Genomic DNA, 14656 nt, shown 5'->3' with positions numbered 1-14656 from the left:
ACAGGGGCAGAGCTAACAGACCGACGCGAAATCAGGAAGTCCATAGAAGCCCAAGCAAACAAACCAAACCCGAACCACAGCAACAAACGGAGGCTTAACCCGTGAGCACCCTGAAAATCCGCAAAGTCGCCGTGCTCGGCGCAGGCGTGATGGGCGCGCAGATCGCCGCGCACCTGATCAACGCCCGCGTGCCCGTCCTGCTCTTCGATCTTCCCGCGAAGGAAGGCCCGAAGAACGGCATCGCGCTGAAGGCCATCGAGAATCTGAAGAAGCTGTCGCCCGCGCCGTTCGGCGTGAAGGACGACGCCCAATACATCGAGCCCGCGAACTACGAAGACGACATCGAGCAACTGAAGGAATGCGATCTCGTGATCGAAGCCATCGCCGAACGCATGGACTGGAAGCACGATCTCTACAAGAAGGTGTCGGCGCATATCGCGGCGGATGCGATCTTCGCCAGCAACACGTCGGGTCTGTCGATCACCGAACTGTCGAACGGCTTTTCCGATGAACTGAAATCGCGCTTCTGCGGCGTGCACTTCTTCAATCCGCCGCGCTACATGCATCTGGTCGAGCTGATTCCGACCGCATCCACGAAGCCCGAAATCCTCGATCAGCTCGAAACCTTCCTGACGAGCGTGATCGGCAAGGGCGTCGTGCGCGCGAAAGACACGCCGAACTTCATCGCGAACCGCGTCGGCATATTCTCGATTCTCGCGGTGATCGCGGAAGCGGAGAAATTCGGCCTGCGCTTCGACGAAGTCGACGATCTCACCGGCGCGCGCCTCGGCCGCGCGAAGTCCGCGACCTTCCGCACGGCAGATGTCGTCGGTCTCGACACGATGGCCCACGTCATCAAGACGATGCAGGACAACCTGTCCGACGATCCGTTCTTCCCCGTCTACAAGACGCCGCCGGTGCTCGAAGCATTGGTGAAGAACGGCGCGCTGGGCCAGAAGACCGGCGCCGGTTTCTACCGCAAGGAAGGCCGTGCGATCAAGGTCCTCGACGCGAAGACGGCGCAGTACGTCGATGGCGGCGCGAAGGCCGACGAGATCATCGGCCGCATTCTGAAGCGCCCGCCCGCCGAGCGCTTCAAGCTCTTGCGCGAAACGGACAACAAGCAGGCGCAATTCCTCTGGGCGATATTCCGCGACGTGTTCCACTACATCGCGGTGCATCTCGAATCGATCGCGGACAACGCGCGCGATGTCGATCTCGCAATCCGCTGGGGCTTCGGCTGGAATCAGGGGCCGTTCGAAAGCTGGCAGGCAGCGGGCTGGCAACAAGTCGCAAAGTGGGTGCAGGAAGACATCGATGCAGGCAAGGCGCTCTCGAACGCGCCGCTGCCCGCGTGGGTGCTCGACGGTCCCGTCGCCGAGAAAGGCGTGCACACGAACGAAGGATCGTGGTCGCCGAACTCGAAGCGCTTCGAGCCGCGCTCGACGCTTCCGGTCTACGAGAAGCAGGTGTTTCGCGCGCCGCTCGTCGGTGAGACGGGCGCCGATCCGAAGACCTACGGCAAGACGCTCTTCGAAACCGAAAACGTGCGCGCGTGGCTCGACGACGATCAGAGCGATGTCGTCATCGTCTCGTTCAAGACGAAGATGAACACCATCGGCCCAGGCGTGATCGACGGCCTCGCGCAAGCCATCGAGCTCGCGGAAAAGTCATATCGCGGCGTCGTGATCTGGCAGCCGACTTTGCTGCAGCTCGGCGCGCCGGGCGGCCCGTTCTCGGCGGGCGCGAATCTCGAAGAAGCGATGCCCGCCTTCATGATGGGCGGCGCGAAAGGCATCGAGCCGTTCGTGAAGAAGTTCCAGCAAGGCATGCTGCGCGTGAAGTACGCGAACGTGCCGGTAGTGTCGGCGGTGTCGGGCATTGCGCTCGGCGGCGGCTGCGAGCTGCTGCTGCATTCGGCGAAGCGCGTCGCGCATGTCGAGAGCTATATCGGTCTCGTCGAAGTGGGCGTGGGTCTCGTGCCGGCGGGCGGCGGCCTGAAGGAAGCGGCGTTGCGCGCGGCGGAAGCGGCCAGCGCCGTCAACGCCACCAGCGATCTGCTCAAGTTCCTGCAAAAGCCCTTCGAAAACGCGGCGATGGCGAAGGTCTCGTCGTCCGCGTTCGATGCCCGCGCGATGGGCTATCTGAAGCCGTCCGACACGATCGTCTTCAACGTGCACGAACTGCTCGACATCGCGAAGAAGGAAGCGCGTGCGTTGAGCGCATCGGGCTATCGGCCGCCGTTGCGCGTGAAGCAGGTGCCGGTCGCGGGCCGCTCGGCGATCTCGACGATCAAGGCGTCGCTCGTCAACATGCGCGACGGGCGCTTCATCAGCGATCACGATTTCCTGATCGCGAGCCGCATCGCGGAAGCGGTCTGCGGCGGCGATGTCGAAGCGGGCAGTCTCGTCGACGAGGAATGGCTGCTGGCGCTCGAGCGCCGCGCGTTCGTCGAACTGCTCGGCACGCAGAAGACGCAGGAACGGATCATGGGCATGCTGCAAACGGGCAAACCGGTGCGCAACTGAGGGGGCTACAAATGACAAAGCAATTGCAGGATGCATACATCGTCGCCGCGAGCCGCACGCCGATCCGCAAGGCGCCGCGCGGCGTGTTCAGGAACACGCGCCCGGACGAACTGCTCGTTCACGCGATCAAGTCGGCGGTCGCGCAGGTGCCGGGGCTCGACACCAGCGTGATCGAGGACGCGATCGTCGGCTGCGCGATTCCGGAAGCCGAGCAAGGGCTGAACGTCGCGCGCATGGGCGCGTTGCTGTCCGGCCTGCCGAACACGGTCGGCGGCGTGACGGTGAACCGCTTCTGCGCATCCGGGCTGACGGCGCTTGCGATGGCGGCGGACCGCATCCGCGTCGGTGAAGCCGATGCGATGATCGCGGGTGGCTGCGAATCGATGAGCATGGTGCCGATGATGGGCAACAAGCCGTCGCTGTCGCCGCATATCTTCGATCGCAACGAAGACGTCGGCATCGCGTATGGCATGGGTCTGACGGCGGAGAAGGTCGCGGAACGCTGGAAGGTGAGCCGCGAGGCGCAGGACGCGTTCGCGGTGGAGTCGCATCGCAAGGCGCTGGCGGCGCAGCAGGCGGGCGAATTCGCCGATGAAATCGCCGCCTTCACGCTCAACGAGCGCTTCCCCGATCTCGCATCCGGCGAAGTGCGCGTGAACGCGCGCGAGATCGCGCTGGACGAAGGCCCGCGCGAAGGCACGTCGATCGAAGGTCTGGCGAAGCTGCGTCCGGTGTTCGCGAACAAGGGCTCGGTCACCGCTGGAAACAGCTCGCAGACGTCGGATGGCGCGGGCGCGCTGATCGTCGTGTCGGAAAAGATCCTGAAGCAGTTCAACCTGACGCCGCTCGCGCGCTTCGTGAGCTTCGCGGTGCGCGGCGTGCCGCCCGAGATCATGGGCATCGGGCCGAAGGAAGCGATTCCGGCCGCGCTGAAGGCTGCTGGCTTAAAGCAGGACGACATCGACTGGATCGAACTCAACGAAGCCTTCGCGGCGCAGGCGCTCGCGGTGATCGGCGATCTCGGCCTCGATGCGTCGAAGGTCAATCCGCTCGGCGGCGCGATCGCGCTCGGCCATCCGCTCGGTGCGACGGGCGCGATCCGCGCTTCGACGGTCGTGCACGGCCTGCGCCGGCGCAACCTGAAGTACGGCATGGTGACGATGTGCGTCGGCACCGGCATGGGCGCGGCGGGCATCATCGAGCGGCTTTGATCGGGAATGGGTCCGCGAGTGCCATCGCTCGCGGACCGGCATGAAGGAGACAGCGCATGGAAATTCAGATCGAACGCGCGGACGGCGTGCTGAGCATCGTGCTCAATCGTCCGGAGAAGAAGAACGCGATCACTGCGTCGATGTATCAGGAAATGGCCGACGGCCTCTACGAAGCCGAGATGGACGCGACCGTGCGTGCGGTATTGATTCGCGGCAACGGCAGCACGTTCAGCGCGGGCAACGATCTCGACGACTTCCTGAACGATCCGCCCAAGGGACTCGACGCGCCCGTGTTCCAGTTCCTGCGGCGCCTCTCCGGCTTTCCGAAGCCGATCGTCGCGGCGGTGGCGGGCACGGCGGTGGGCATCGGCACGACGATGCTCCTGCATTGCGACATCGTCTACGCCAGCCCGAACGCGAAGTTCTCGCTGCCGTTTTCGCAACTGGGCCTGTGCCCGGAAGCGGCATCGAGTCTGCTGCTGCCGCGCACGGCCGGTTATCAGCGCGCGGCGGAAAAGCTCTTGCTGGGCGAAGCGTTCGACGTGAACGAAGCGATCGGCATGGGCTTCGTGAACGGCGCGATCGAGCCGGGCGAACTCGACGCCTACGCGTTCGACAAGGCGAAACGGCTCGCGCTGCTGCCGGCGTCGTCGCTGCGCGTGACGAAGTCGCTGATGAAAGGCGCGCAGGCCCACGAAGTGACCGCGCGCATGGAAGACGAAGCCGCACACTTCGCGCGGATGCTCGTCGCGCCCGAAGCGCGCGAAGCGTTTCAGGCGTTCTTCGAGAAGCGCAAGCCGGACTTCAGCAAGTTCGAATAGGCCGCTTCGGCTTCACTCGACGTCGTATTCGACGAAGCTGTTCTCGCGCGCGAAGCTGACGAGCCGCAAGCCCGCCTGCTTCGCGATCGCGATGGCGAGCGAGGTCGGCGCGGAAATCGTCGCGACCATCGGCACGCCGACGCGCGCCGACTTGCGCACGAGTTCGTAGCTCGCGCGGCTCGACAGGAACACGAAGCCTTGCGTCGTGTCCTCGCGCTTCAGGATCAACTGGCCGATGAGCTTGTCGAGCGCGTTATGCCGCCCGACGTCCTCGAACGCATGGCGTATCGCGCCGGTTTCATCGCACCAGGCGGCGGCGTGCAGGCCGCCCGTCAGCTTCGTCAATTGCTGATGCGCGGGCAATTCACGCGCGGCGCGCTCGATCGCATCGGGCGCGAGGCGCGCGAGAAAGCCGGTGTCGGGCACCTGCTCGGCTTGAAGATCGAGCAGCTCGATGCTTTCGATGCCGCACACGCCGCAACCCGTGCGCCCCGCGAGCGCGCGGCGCTTGTCCTTCAGCGACGCGAACGCCTGCTGCACGACCTGCAGATGCACTTCGGCATGCGGCAGTACGACGCCGTCGTCGCGAAAATAAACCTCGATGTCGTGGATGTCGCTGCCGCGCTCGACGATGCCTTCGGTCAGCGAGAAGCCCACGGCGAACGCTTCGAGATCGCGCGGCGTGCACATCATCACCGCGTGCGAGATGCCGTTGAACACGAGCGCGACGGGCCATTCCTGGCTCACGTTATCCGCCGCGACCGCACTGTCGTTCCTGCGATGCCTGCGCACCTGGCGCTCGACGAAGCCGGGTTGGTCGTCGGTTTCGAGTTGATTCACTTCACTGCTCCTGACCGCGCACTTCGAGTAAAGTCGGGTATGTGACTTGCTGCCTATGGTTGCTGTTCGCACGCACCGCGCGGCGCACAGCGGCTAGATTGCAATGGTTCCAGCCAGATCCAAGGCCCTACAATAACTTAAGCGGGCGATGCGCGTCGCGCACCTTCCGCTCAATCCAACGAGGCTTCGCCATGGGACTTTACGACGCCGCACGTCTCTTCGGATTCGAAGTCGAATCCTCTGACAATCTTCGCTTCATTCCGCTTGCCGTGCGCTTCAATCTGGACCGCTTCGGCATGCGTATTTCGCTCGATCAGTGGCAGCAGTTGCCCTACGAAGATCGCGCGTTGCTCGCACGCTTTCCGATCGAGGAAGAGGCCGAACTCGAAAAGAACTTCGATCTCGCGCTCGAAGAGATGATGAAGACGCACGCGAACGCCGCGCCCGAGAAAATCGAGCGCGATCCCGATCCCGTGTGGATGCACGCCGACGCCGTGCCCGAAACCGTGATCCGGCAGAGCAGCCTTTCTGGTGTCAGCGCGCCGAGCCTCGATCGCTGGGGACAGCTCGACCGCTTCCAGCGCTATGCACTCGCGAAACTCTCGCGCAACACCGACAAGGTCAATCACGACTTCCTGCCCGCGATGAAGGAATTCGGCCTCGCGGAGTGACGACAAAGCCCGCAAACGTTAAGCAGGCGCTTTAGTCGGATTATTTGAAGCACGGCCCTAAACTACGGGCCGTCGCTGCCGTTATTGGGCGTTATCCATTAAGCGGGCGTGGAGCCGTTTCCACGCCGCGCACTGTTTTCGATGCGTGTTTAACGCGCGTCAAAGGGATAAGCCCGCTGCTCATGACTCGATTCCTCTCCCGAGGTTTGCTCGTCAACATCGCCGTGGTACTGGCCGCGCTCGGCGCGAATGCGTTCGTTGCCTGCGAGCGGATCGGCGGCCTGCGCGAAAGCGACGCGCGCACGCTGCGCTCGATGAGCCTCATGCGCGATCTGGCGGCCTGGCGCGGCACGCTCGGCGAATCGCTCACGCAACTGAGCCGCTTCGAAGCCACCGGCATCGCCGAAACCGACGCGCGTCATCAGGAACGCGAGGCGCATCTCGATGCGCTCGAAAGCGGCCTGCGCGCGCAGATCACGACCGAGCCCGGCATGACGGGTGCCTTCGATGCGCTGGCCGCGCGCGCCGCCGTGATGCGCCGCGACGCCAATCTCGCGTTCGAGCGCGCGAAGAACGCCGACCCCGGCGAATCCCGCGCCTGGGCCGATGCCGCGTTCGTCACGCTCGGCGAAGATCAGCAAGCCGTCGACGAAGAGCTTGCCTTCGTGCGCTCGCGTATCGACACTGCGACGATCACCGCGCTCGATCAATCCGCGCAGACATCGAGCGGAGCGATGCTGCTGCTGGTCTTCACGATGCTCGCCGGCAGCGGCGTGCTGATCTATCTGTTCGCGAGCCGCGAGCGCCAGTCGCGCGAGAAGCTCGGCGTCGTGCGCGCGAGACAGCGCAGCAACGAGCGCTTTCGCGGCATGTTCGAGGCGCATCCCGTGCCGATGTGGATCGTCGATCGCGAGACGATGCGCTTCATCGCCGTGAATCAGGCCGCGATCGAGCACTTCGGCTTCGACGAGCCGGAGTTCATGAACATGACGCTGCGCGATCTGCATCATGTCGACGACTTCGACAGCTTCGCCGCGCGGCTCGCGCGCAGCGGCGGCGAAGCGGGCGACCGGTCGATGTCGGGCCGGGGCTCGGCCGGCGTGTGGCGCTACCGCTGCAAGGACGGAGCGATCGTCAGCGCGGACGTCTCGCATCACACGCTCATGTATTCGAATCGTCCGGGCATCTTCATGCTGGCGAACGACGTGACCGACCGCATCAACGCGGAGGCCGAGGCGCGTCGATCGAACGAGATGCTCGAAGCGGTCATCGACAACATTCCGCAGCGCGTGTTCTGGAAGGACCGCGAGCTTCGTTACCTCGGCTGCAACAACGCGTTCGCGCACGACGCGGGGCTTGCGTACAACGAGCAGGTCATCGGCAAGACGGATTACGACCTGCCGTGGAGCGCGCTCGCGAATATCGTGCGCGCGGACGACACGGAGGTCATCGTCACGACGGTGCCGAAGATGCATTACGAGCGCGATATCGTGATGGGCGAGCAACTGCGCACCGTGGTCACGAGCAAGCTGCCGCTGCTCGACGGCGAAGGACAGACGATCGGCGTGCTCGGTTCCTATCACGACGTCACCGATCACAAGCGCGCCGAGCTCGCGTTGCGGCTGCAAAGCCGCGCGCTCGATGCGAGCGTGAACGCGATCCTGATCACGGGCGTGGTCGATGGCGCGAACGTCATCGAGTATGCGAATCCGGCGTTCAAGCGCATCACGGGCTACGACCCGAGCGAGGTGATCGGCCAGGACTGCCGCTTCCTGCACGGCCCCGAAGGCGACCAGGAAGGACTCGTCGCGATCCGTCGCGCGCTCGCCGCGAACATGGAAGCGAGCGTCGTGGTGCGCAACTATCGCAAGGACGGCGCGCTCTTCCTCAACCAGCTCTTCGTCGCGCCGGTGCCGAATGCGCAGGGCATGACCACGCATCACATCGGCATCATCAACGACGTGACCGATCTGATGCGCTATCAGGAAGAGCTCGAATATCAGGCCAATTACGACACGCTCACGCGCCTGCCGAACCGCAATCTGCTGCGCGATCGGCTGCAGCATGCGATCGAGCAGGCGCGGCGGCGCGAGACGAAGATCGCCGTCGTGTTCATGGATCTCGACGGCTTCAAGAACGTCAACGACAGCCTGGGTCATAGCGTCGGCGACCGGCTGCTCGCGGTGATCGCGGAGCGGCTCGCGCGTTCGGCGCGTTCGAGCGATACGGTCGCGCGTCATGGCGGCGACGAGTTCGTGATCGTGCTGCCCGATCTCACCGACGAAGCCGGCCTGATCACGTGGATGGAGCGCACGCGCGCGGCGATCTCGGAGCCGGTGTGGCTCGACGATACGGAGTTGTACGTCGGCTGCAGCATGGGCGCGAGCCTGTATCCGCAAGACGGCGACGATGCCGAAACCGTCATGAAGAAGGCCGATCTCGCGATGTACCGCGCGAAGGACATGGGCCGCAACACGTACCAGTTCTATCAGCCGGAGATGAACGCGAGCGTCGGCGCGCGCATGAATCTCGAACGCCGCTTGCGGCGCGCGCTGCGCGACGGCGAGTTCCTGCTGCACTATCAGCCGCAAGTCGATATGACGACGCGCGCGATCGTCGGCATCGAGGCGCTCGTGCGCTGGCGCGATCCGGAGCAAGGGCTCGTATCGCCGGCGTCGTTCATTCCGGTCGCGGAAGAGAGCGGCTTGATCGGGCCGCTGTCGGAGTGGGTGTTGCGCGAAGCGTGCCGGCAGAACAAGGCGTGGCAGGATGCCGGCCTGCCGCCGGCGCGCGTGTCGGTGAATCTGTCGGCGCGGCATTTTCAGCAGCGCGACATCGCGCGGCTCGTGACATCCGTGCTCGAAGAGACCGGGCTGGAGCCGCGCTATCTCGAACTCGAACTCACCGAGAGCGCGATCATGCGCAACGCCGAGGAAGCCGTGATGATGCTCTCGGAGCTATCGGCGCTGGGTATCGGCATTGCGATCGACGACTTCGGCACCGGCTATTCGAGCCTGTCGTATCTCAAGCGCTTTCCGGTGCACCGGCTGAAGATCGATCGCTCGTTCGTCGCGGATATCGGCTCGTCGGGCGACGATGAGACGATCACGTCGGCGATCATCGCGCTCGCGCATTCGCTGGAGTTACAGGTGATCGCGGAGGGCGTCGAAACGCACGCGCAGCACGACTTCCTGCGCGAGCGCGATTGCGACGAGATGCAGGGCTATCTGTTCTCGCGCCCGATGCCGCACGATGCGATTCCGGGCCTTTTGCAGCAGGGCGTGCTGCCCCACTGAGGGCGCTTTTCAGTCGAGCGACGGCAGCACGCGCGGCCGGCGATCGCGGTCGGTCGCGACGTAGGTGAGCGTCGCTTCCGTCACCTTGACGACCTCTTCCGCGAGGTTCATGCGCTGCGCCCACACCTCGACGGACACCGTGACCGACGTATTGCCTGTCTTGACGATATCGGCGTAAAAGCTCAGCAGATCGCCGACGAACACCGGATGCTTGAACAGGAACGAATTCACCGCGATGGTCGCGACGCGGCCGTTGGCGCGGCGGCTCGCCGGAATGGAGCCGGCGATGTCGACCTGCGCCATGATCCATCCGCCGAAGACGTCGCCGTGGACGTTGGCGTCGGCGGGCTGAGGCACGACGCGCAGCGCGACGTGCTTTTCGGGAAGATTCGGATGGTCGGTCATGGAAGCTGTTCCGGTTTGCAAGGCAGCTGAAGGCTGGCCGGCGCGAGCGGCCCCTTGAACCTTCTGCGACAATGCATATTTATGAATACGCCCTTCCGCGCGAGGCCGCGACCTCGAATCCGCCGGGGCGTGCAGTAAATTGTACGGGAAAGCATGCGAGAGACGTGCTCCCGCTTCGACGATAAAAGCGTCCCCGGCGCCGCGCCCGAGCGCGACGCGCTAGCACAATACGACTCATGCGCCGCTATTCCAACAGCGAGCCCGGGCCCGCGCCTCTGGGCCCGCGCAACGACTGGCAGACGATCCGCTCGCTGCTGCCTTATCTCACCACGTACAAATGGCGCGTCGCGTTCGCGCTGACTTGCCTGATCGGCGCGAAGGTCGCGAACCTGGGCGTGCCGATCGTGATGAAGCGCATCGTCGATGGTCTCGCGTCGGTGCAGCATCTCACCGCGCTCGGACGCGCGAGCGACTCGCCGGGCATCGTGCTGATCGGCGGCATCGGGCTACTGGTTGTCGCGTATGCGGCCGCGCGCCTGTCCACTTCGCTCTTCACCGAATTGCGCGAACTGCTCTTCGCGAAGGTCACCGAAAGCGCCGTGCGGCAACTCGCGCTCAAGGTGTTCCGCCATCTGCATTCGCTGTCGCTGCGGTTTCATCTGGAGCGGCAGACGGGCGGCATGTCGCGCGACATCGAACGCGGCACGCGCGGCATCCAGCAACTCGTTTCGTATTCGCTATACAGCATCCTGCCGACGCTCGTCGAAGTGGGGCTCGTGCTCGCTTTCTTCGCGACGAAGTACGAGGCGTATTACGCGATCGTCACGGGCATCGCGCTGCTCACGTATATCGTGTTCACGGTGAAAGTCACCGAGTGGCGCACGCATTTCCGCCGCACGATGAACGATCTCGATTCGAAGGCGAACTCGCGCGCCATCGATTCGCTGCTCAACTACGAGACCGTGAAGTACTTCGGCAACGAAGAGTGGGAAACGCGTCGTTACGATGAAAACCTGCAGCGCTATCGCGCGGCGGCGATCAAGTCGCAGCGCTCGCTGTCGATGCTGAACTTCGGGCAGCAGACGATCATCGGTGTCGGGCTCGTGTTCATTCTGTGGCGCGCGACGCAAGGCGTGATGGCGGGGCGCCTCACGCTCGGCGATCTCGTGCTCATCAACACGTTCATGCTGCAGCTTTATATTCCGCTGAATTTCCTCGGCGTGGTGTATCGCGAGCTGAAGCAGGCGCTGACCGACATGGACCGCATGTTCACGCTGCTCGCCGCGGGCCGCGAAGTGCCTGACGCGCCCAACGCGCAACCGCTCGCCGTGCGCGGCGGGGAAGTGCGTTTCGAGAACGTGAGCTTCGCGTACGAGAAGGCGCGGCAGATTCTTCACGGCGTCGATTTCGCGATTCCGGCCGGCACGACGACGGCGGTGGTCGGGCACAGCGGCTCGGGCAAGTCGACGCTCGGGCGGCTGCTGTTCCGCTTCTATGACCTCGACCGCGCGCAGGGCGGCAGCATCAGCATCGACGGGCAGGACATCCGCGACGTGACGCAGGATTCGTTGCGCGCGGCGATCGGCATCGTGCCGCAGGACACCGTGCTCTTCAACGATTCGATCTACTACAACATCGCGTATGGGCGTCCTTCGGCGAGCCGCGAGGAAGTGATCGCGGCGGCGCGTGCGGCGCATATCCACGAGTTCATCGAGGCGTTGCCGGCGGGATATGACACGGCCGTCGGCGAGCGCGGGCTGAAGCTGTCGGGCGGCGAGAAGCAGCGCGTCGCGATCGCGCGCACGCTGCTCAAGAACCCGCCGATCCTGATTTTCGATGAAGCCACGTCCGCGCTCGATTCGAAGTCGGAACGCGCGATTCAGCGCGAGCTCGATTCGATCGCGCGTGAAAGGACGACGCTCATCATCGCGCATCGGCTATCGACGGTCGTGCATGCGCAGCAGATCATCGTGATGGATCACGGGCGCATCGTGGAGCGCGGCACGCACGCGGAGTTGCTGCGCGCGGGCGGGCTGTTCGCGCAGATGTGGGCGTTGCAGCAGCAGCGTGCGGAGGAAGCGGCGGCGGATCAGCGCGATACATCGACGATCGGCGAATAGGGCGGCGCGGGAAACGCCGCCCCGCCGGGCGTCACTCCATCGCGTGCGCGCCGCCCATCGCGACACCCTCGCGCCCTTGCGACGCCGTCGACGACCAGCGCAGCCACTGCCCGCGCAACAGGAACAGCGCGCCGAATGCGCAGGTCGCGAGCACGCCGAAGGTCGCGAAGCCCATCTGATAGCTGCCCGTGCTTTCCTTGGCGATGCCCATGATCACCGGCAGATAGAACCCGCCGATGCCGCCCGCCGCGCCCACGATCCCCGACAGCAACCCGGTCTTGCCCTTCCAGCGATGCGGCACGAGCTGGAATGTCGAGCCGTTGCCGAGACCGAACGCGATATACAGGCCGACCAGGATCGCGAGACCGCCGGCAACGGGCGGCATCCAGATCGCGAACGCGAAATCGCCGACGGCGATCGCCGCGAGCAGCACGAGCAGCGCGCGCACGCCCGTCACGCGATCGGCGACATAGCCGCCGAACGGCCGCACGATCGCGCCGAGGAACGCGAGCAGCGACATGAAGAGGCCGGCTTCGAGCTTCGGCATCTGATAGAGCGACGTGAGCAGCAGCGTCACATACGACGACATGCCGACGAACCCGCCGAACGTGATGCTGTAGATCAGCATGATGACCCACGTGTCGCGTTCACCGAGCACCGAGCGATAACGGCTCGGCAACACCGCGATCGCGATGAGCGCACCGATCACGGGCAGTAGCAGCACGCCCGCCTTGCCGCCGCCGAACACGCCCGCATTCACCGCGAGCACGAGCACGATCAGGCTGACCAGCGTCACGACGAAGCCGGAGAGCGCGCGCATCGTGCTGCCCGTTTTCTCGCCCGCATCCGATGCCCACGCGAAGAGCGCGACCGCCGTAATCGCGAGTAGCGGGAGCGCGGCCGCCGTCGACATCTGCCAGCCGAAGGCATCGGCGAGATGGGGGAACAGAAAGCCGTCGAGCACCGCGCCGATGTTGCCCGCCGCAGCCAAGCCAAGCACCAGCCCTTGCACCTTCGGCGGATAGTTGCTCCCGGCCATTGGCAGCGCGACGGCGAAACTCGCGCCGCCCATGCCGAGGAACACGCCGAGCACGAGCAGGAGCGCATACGAAGGCACGCCGGGCAGGAGCGGCAGCACGATCGACGGAATCGACGAGAGCACGACGCCCATCAGCGCGACGCGGCGTCCGTCGCTCGACTGATACAGGTTGCCGAGCGTCACGCGCAGAATGGCCGCGGCCAGCACCGGCACCGCGACGAGGAAGCCCTGCTGCGCGGCGGACATCGTCACGTCGCGTCCGATGAACGGCGCGAGCGGCCCGTACAGCACCCAGACGGTGAATCCCGTGTCGAAGTAAAGGAAGCAGGCGAGGAGCGAGCGCCAGTTGCCGCTCTTGAGCGATGCGATCAGATTGGACATTGCGGGGTTCCGTATATGCGCGTGCTGCTGGACGAGCACGCGACGGCCTGAAAACTGCAAACACCGTGCCAATGTGATGCATATTTGATCGACGCATCGCGCTGAGCGAGCGCCGGCGCGGATTTCGGGCGCATGCACATGCGCCTGTGGCGTTCGAATCCACGGCACCGCGCCCGTGCGCGACCGCATGCGAATGGTGCGCCGCGCCTTCGCGCGGTTCATGCGCCCGCTAGAATGCGTTCTTTGCTGAACAAGCGCCCCGGCGCGCCCGACACGCATGGAACTGAAATGGCTGGAAGACTTCGTCTCGCTCGCGGAGACGCGCAGCTTCAGTCGCTCCGCTGAACTGAGACACATCACGCAGCCCGCGTTCTCGCGGCGCATCCAGGCGCTCGAAGCGTGGCTCGGCACCGAGCTCATCGACCGCTCCGTATATCCGACGCGGCTCACGCAGGCCGGCAACGTGTTCTATGAACAGGCGCTCGCGATGCTTTCGCAGTTCCACGAGGCACGCACGCTGTTGCGCGGGCAGGGCGGCGTGCCGTCGGCGACCATCGAATTCGCGGTGCCGCACACGCTTTCGCTCACGTATTTTCCGCGCTGGCTGGAGCATATCGAGGCGCGGCTCGGGCGCATCCGCACGCGGCTGCGCGCGCTCAACGTGCACGACGCGGTGCTCTCGCTCGTCGAGGGCGGCTGCGATCTCGTGATGGGCTATCACCATCCGAGTCATCCGGTCGCGCTCGATCCCGCGCGCTACGACATGCTCACGCTCGGCGTCGAGCCGATCAGCCCGTTCTCCGCCGTCACGAAGGGCGGACGTGCGCGCTTCACGCTGCCCGCGACGGCCGAATCGCCGGTGCCGTATCTGTCGTACACGCCGAATGCGTACCTCGGGCGCATGACGGAAGTGATCATCGCGACCGCGCCCGCGAGGCTCTATCTCGACAAGGTCTACGAAACCGACATGGCCGAGGGCCTCAAAGCGATGGCGCTCGCCGGCCACGGCGTGGCGTTCCTGCCGCACAGCGCCGTCGAGGATGCGGTCGAGGAAGGCCGGCTCATTCGCCTCGATCGTGGAACGCGCGGCACGCCCGCCGGCCAGTTCACGCTGACGATGGACATCCGTCTCTATCGCGACAAGCTCGCCGCGCAAGGCGAGGAGCCGCGTCAGGCGTTGATGCGCGCGCTCTGGGACGCAGTGGGTGAAGAATTGTTGAAGGCATCGCCGGGGAAGCCCGCCGCGTAAGGCTCCGCGACGTTATGCAGGAATTGCATGACGGGATAAGGAAACGGCATTGGATTTGGAAACGCGGTTTTTCGACAATGGGCGCATTCCTTCAC

10 protein-coding genes are annotated in these 14656 nt (G+C 64.9%); 7 read left to right on the top strand and 3 right to left on the bottom strand.

Annotated features, from left to right (window positions below):
• Positions 1 to 101: 101 nt before the first annotated feature.
• From AWB78_RS17300 to AWB78_RS17290, 3 genes are read left to right on the top strand one after another with little or no spacing between them, the layout of a single operon-like run.
• The gene (locus tag AWB78_RS17300) at positions 102 to 2528 is read left to right on the top strand and encodes a 3-hydroxyacyl-CoA dehydrogenase/enoyl-CoA hydratase family protein (protein ID WP_062606331.1); all 2427 of its coding nucleotides are present in this window, start codon (positions 102 to 104) and stop codon (positions 2526 to 2528) included.
• 11 nt (positions 2529 to 2539) lie between these two features.
• Positions 2540 to 3739 carry an acetyl-CoA C-acyltransferase gene (locus AWB78_RS17295; protein ID WP_062606329.1) on the top strand — a complete coding sequence of 400 codons (1200 nt, stop codon included), beginning with the start codon at positions 2540 to 2542 and terminating at the stop codon, positions 3737 to 3739.
• 56 nt (positions 3740 to 3795) lie between these two features.
• Positions 3796 to 4560 (top strand): enoyl-CoA hydratase, encoded by a 765-nt coding sequence (locus tag AWB78_RS17290; RefSeq protein ID WP_062606327.1) that lies wholly within the window; start codon positions 3796 to 3798, stop codon positions 4558 to 4560.
• Positions 4561 to 4572: 12 nt separating this feature from the next.
• On the opposite strand, the gene fdhD is transcribed toward AWB78_RS17290, so the two are convergent.
• Positions 4573 to 5400, bottom strand: a complete 828-nt coding sequence (gene fdhD / locus AWB78_RS17285) for a formate dehydrogenase accessory sulfurtransferase FdhD (RefSeq protein WP_062606325.1) — start codon at positions 5398 to 5400, stop codon at positions 4573 to 4575.
• A 191-nt stretch (positions 5401 to 5591) separates the two neighbouring features.
• Between fdhD and AWB78_RS17280 the strand changes: the two genes are divergently transcribed.
• Both AWB78_RS17280 and AWB78_RS17275 read left to right on the top strand, forming a co-directional pair.
• The gene (locus tag AWB78_RS17280) at positions 5592 to 6071 is read left to right on the top strand and encodes a nitrate reductase associated protein (protein ID WP_062606324.1); all 480 of its coding nucleotides are present in this window, start codon (positions 5592 to 5594) and stop codon (positions 6069 to 6071) included.
• A gap of 182 nt (positions 6072 to 6253) precedes the next feature.
• Positions 6254 to 9367 (top strand): sensor domain-containing protein, encoded by a 3114-nt coding sequence (locus AWB78_RS17275; protein WP_062606322.1) that lies wholly within the window; start codon positions 6254 to 6256, stop codon positions 9365 to 9367.
• A gap of 9 nt (positions 9368 to 9376) precedes the next feature.
• Here the strand turns inward: AWB78_RS17275 and AWB78_RS17270 are convergent, their stop codons facing one another.
• A complete protein-coding gene (locus AWB78_RS17270) occupies positions 9377 to 9772 on the bottom strand; it encodes an acyl-CoA thioesterase (RefSeq protein WP_062606319.1) in 396 nt (131 codons plus the stop codon).
• A 236-nt stretch (positions 9773 to 10008) separates the two neighbouring features.
• Between AWB78_RS17270 and AWB78_RS17265 the strand changes: the two genes are divergently transcribed.
• Positions 10009 to 11892: an ABCB family ABC transporter ATP-binding protein/permease gene (locus AWB78_RS17265; RefSeq protein WP_062606317.1), complete on the top strand. Its 1884-nt coding sequence runs from the start codon at positions 10009 to 10011 to the stop codon at positions 11890 to 11892.
• 31 nt (positions 11893 to 11923) lie between these two features.
• On the opposite strand, the gene AWB78_RS17260 is transcribed toward AWB78_RS17265, so the two are convergent.
• On the bottom strand, positions 11924 to 13312 hold the full coding sequence (locus AWB78_RS17260) for an MFS transporter (protein ID WP_062606566.1): 1389 nt from the start codon (positions 13310 to 13312) through the stop codon (positions 11924 to 11926).
• 277 nt (positions 13313 to 13589) lie between these two features.
• Here AWB78_RS17260 and AWB78_RS17255 point away from each other — a divergent pair, with 277 nt between their 5' ends.
• The gene (locus AWB78_RS17255; RefSeq protein WP_062606311.1) at positions 13590 to 14561 is read left to right on the top strand and encodes a LysR family transcriptional regulator; all 972 of its coding nucleotides are present in this window, start codon (positions 13590 to 13592) and stop codon (positions 14559 to 14561) included.
• Positions 14562 to 14656: the final 95 nt, after the last annotated feature.

This window comes from Caballeronia calidae, from assembly GCF_900044055.2.
GTDB classification, from domain to species: Bacteria; Pseudomonadota; Gammaproteobacteria; order Burkholderiales; family Burkholderiaceae; genus Caballeronia; species Caballeronia calidae.
This window is presented reverse-complemented; position numbering and strand designations above follow the sequence as displayed.

Excerpts from the sequence above, each read along its gene's own strand:
- AWB78_RS17280 (WP_062606324.1), top strand. The coding sequence starts at position 5,592 with ATGGGACTTTACGACGCCGCACGTCTCTTCGGATTCGAAGTCGAATCC.
- AWB78_RS17275 (WP_062606322.1), top strand. The coding sequence starts at position 6,254 with ATGACTCGATTCCTCTCCCGAGGTTTGCTCGTCAACATCGCCGTGGTA.
- AWB78_RS17260 (WP_062606566.1), bottom strand. The coding sequence starts at position 13,312 with ATGTCCAATCTGATCGCATCGCTCAAGAGCGGCAACTGGCGCTCGCTC.
- AWB78_RS17290 (WP_062606327.1), top strand. The coding sequence starts at position 3,796 with ATGGAAATTCAGATCGAACGCGCGGACGGCGTGCTGAGCATCGTGCTC.
- AWB78_RS17295 (WP_062606329.1), top strand. The coding sequence starts at position 2,540 with ATGACAAAGCAATTGCAGGATGCATACATCGTCGCCGCGAGCCGCACG.
- AWB78_RS17270 (WP_062606319.1), bottom strand. The coding sequence starts at position 9,772 with ATGACCGACCATCCGAATCTTCCCGAAAAGCACGTCGCGCTGCGCGTC.
- AWB78_RS17255 (WP_062606311.1), top strand. The coding sequence starts at position 13,590 with ATGGAACTGAAATGGCTGGAAGACTTCGTCTCGCTCGCGGAGACGCGC.
- AWB78_RS17265 (WP_062606317.1), top strand. The coding sequence starts at position 10,009 with ATGCGCCGCTATTCCAACAGCGAGCCCGGGCCCGCGCCTCTGGGCCCG.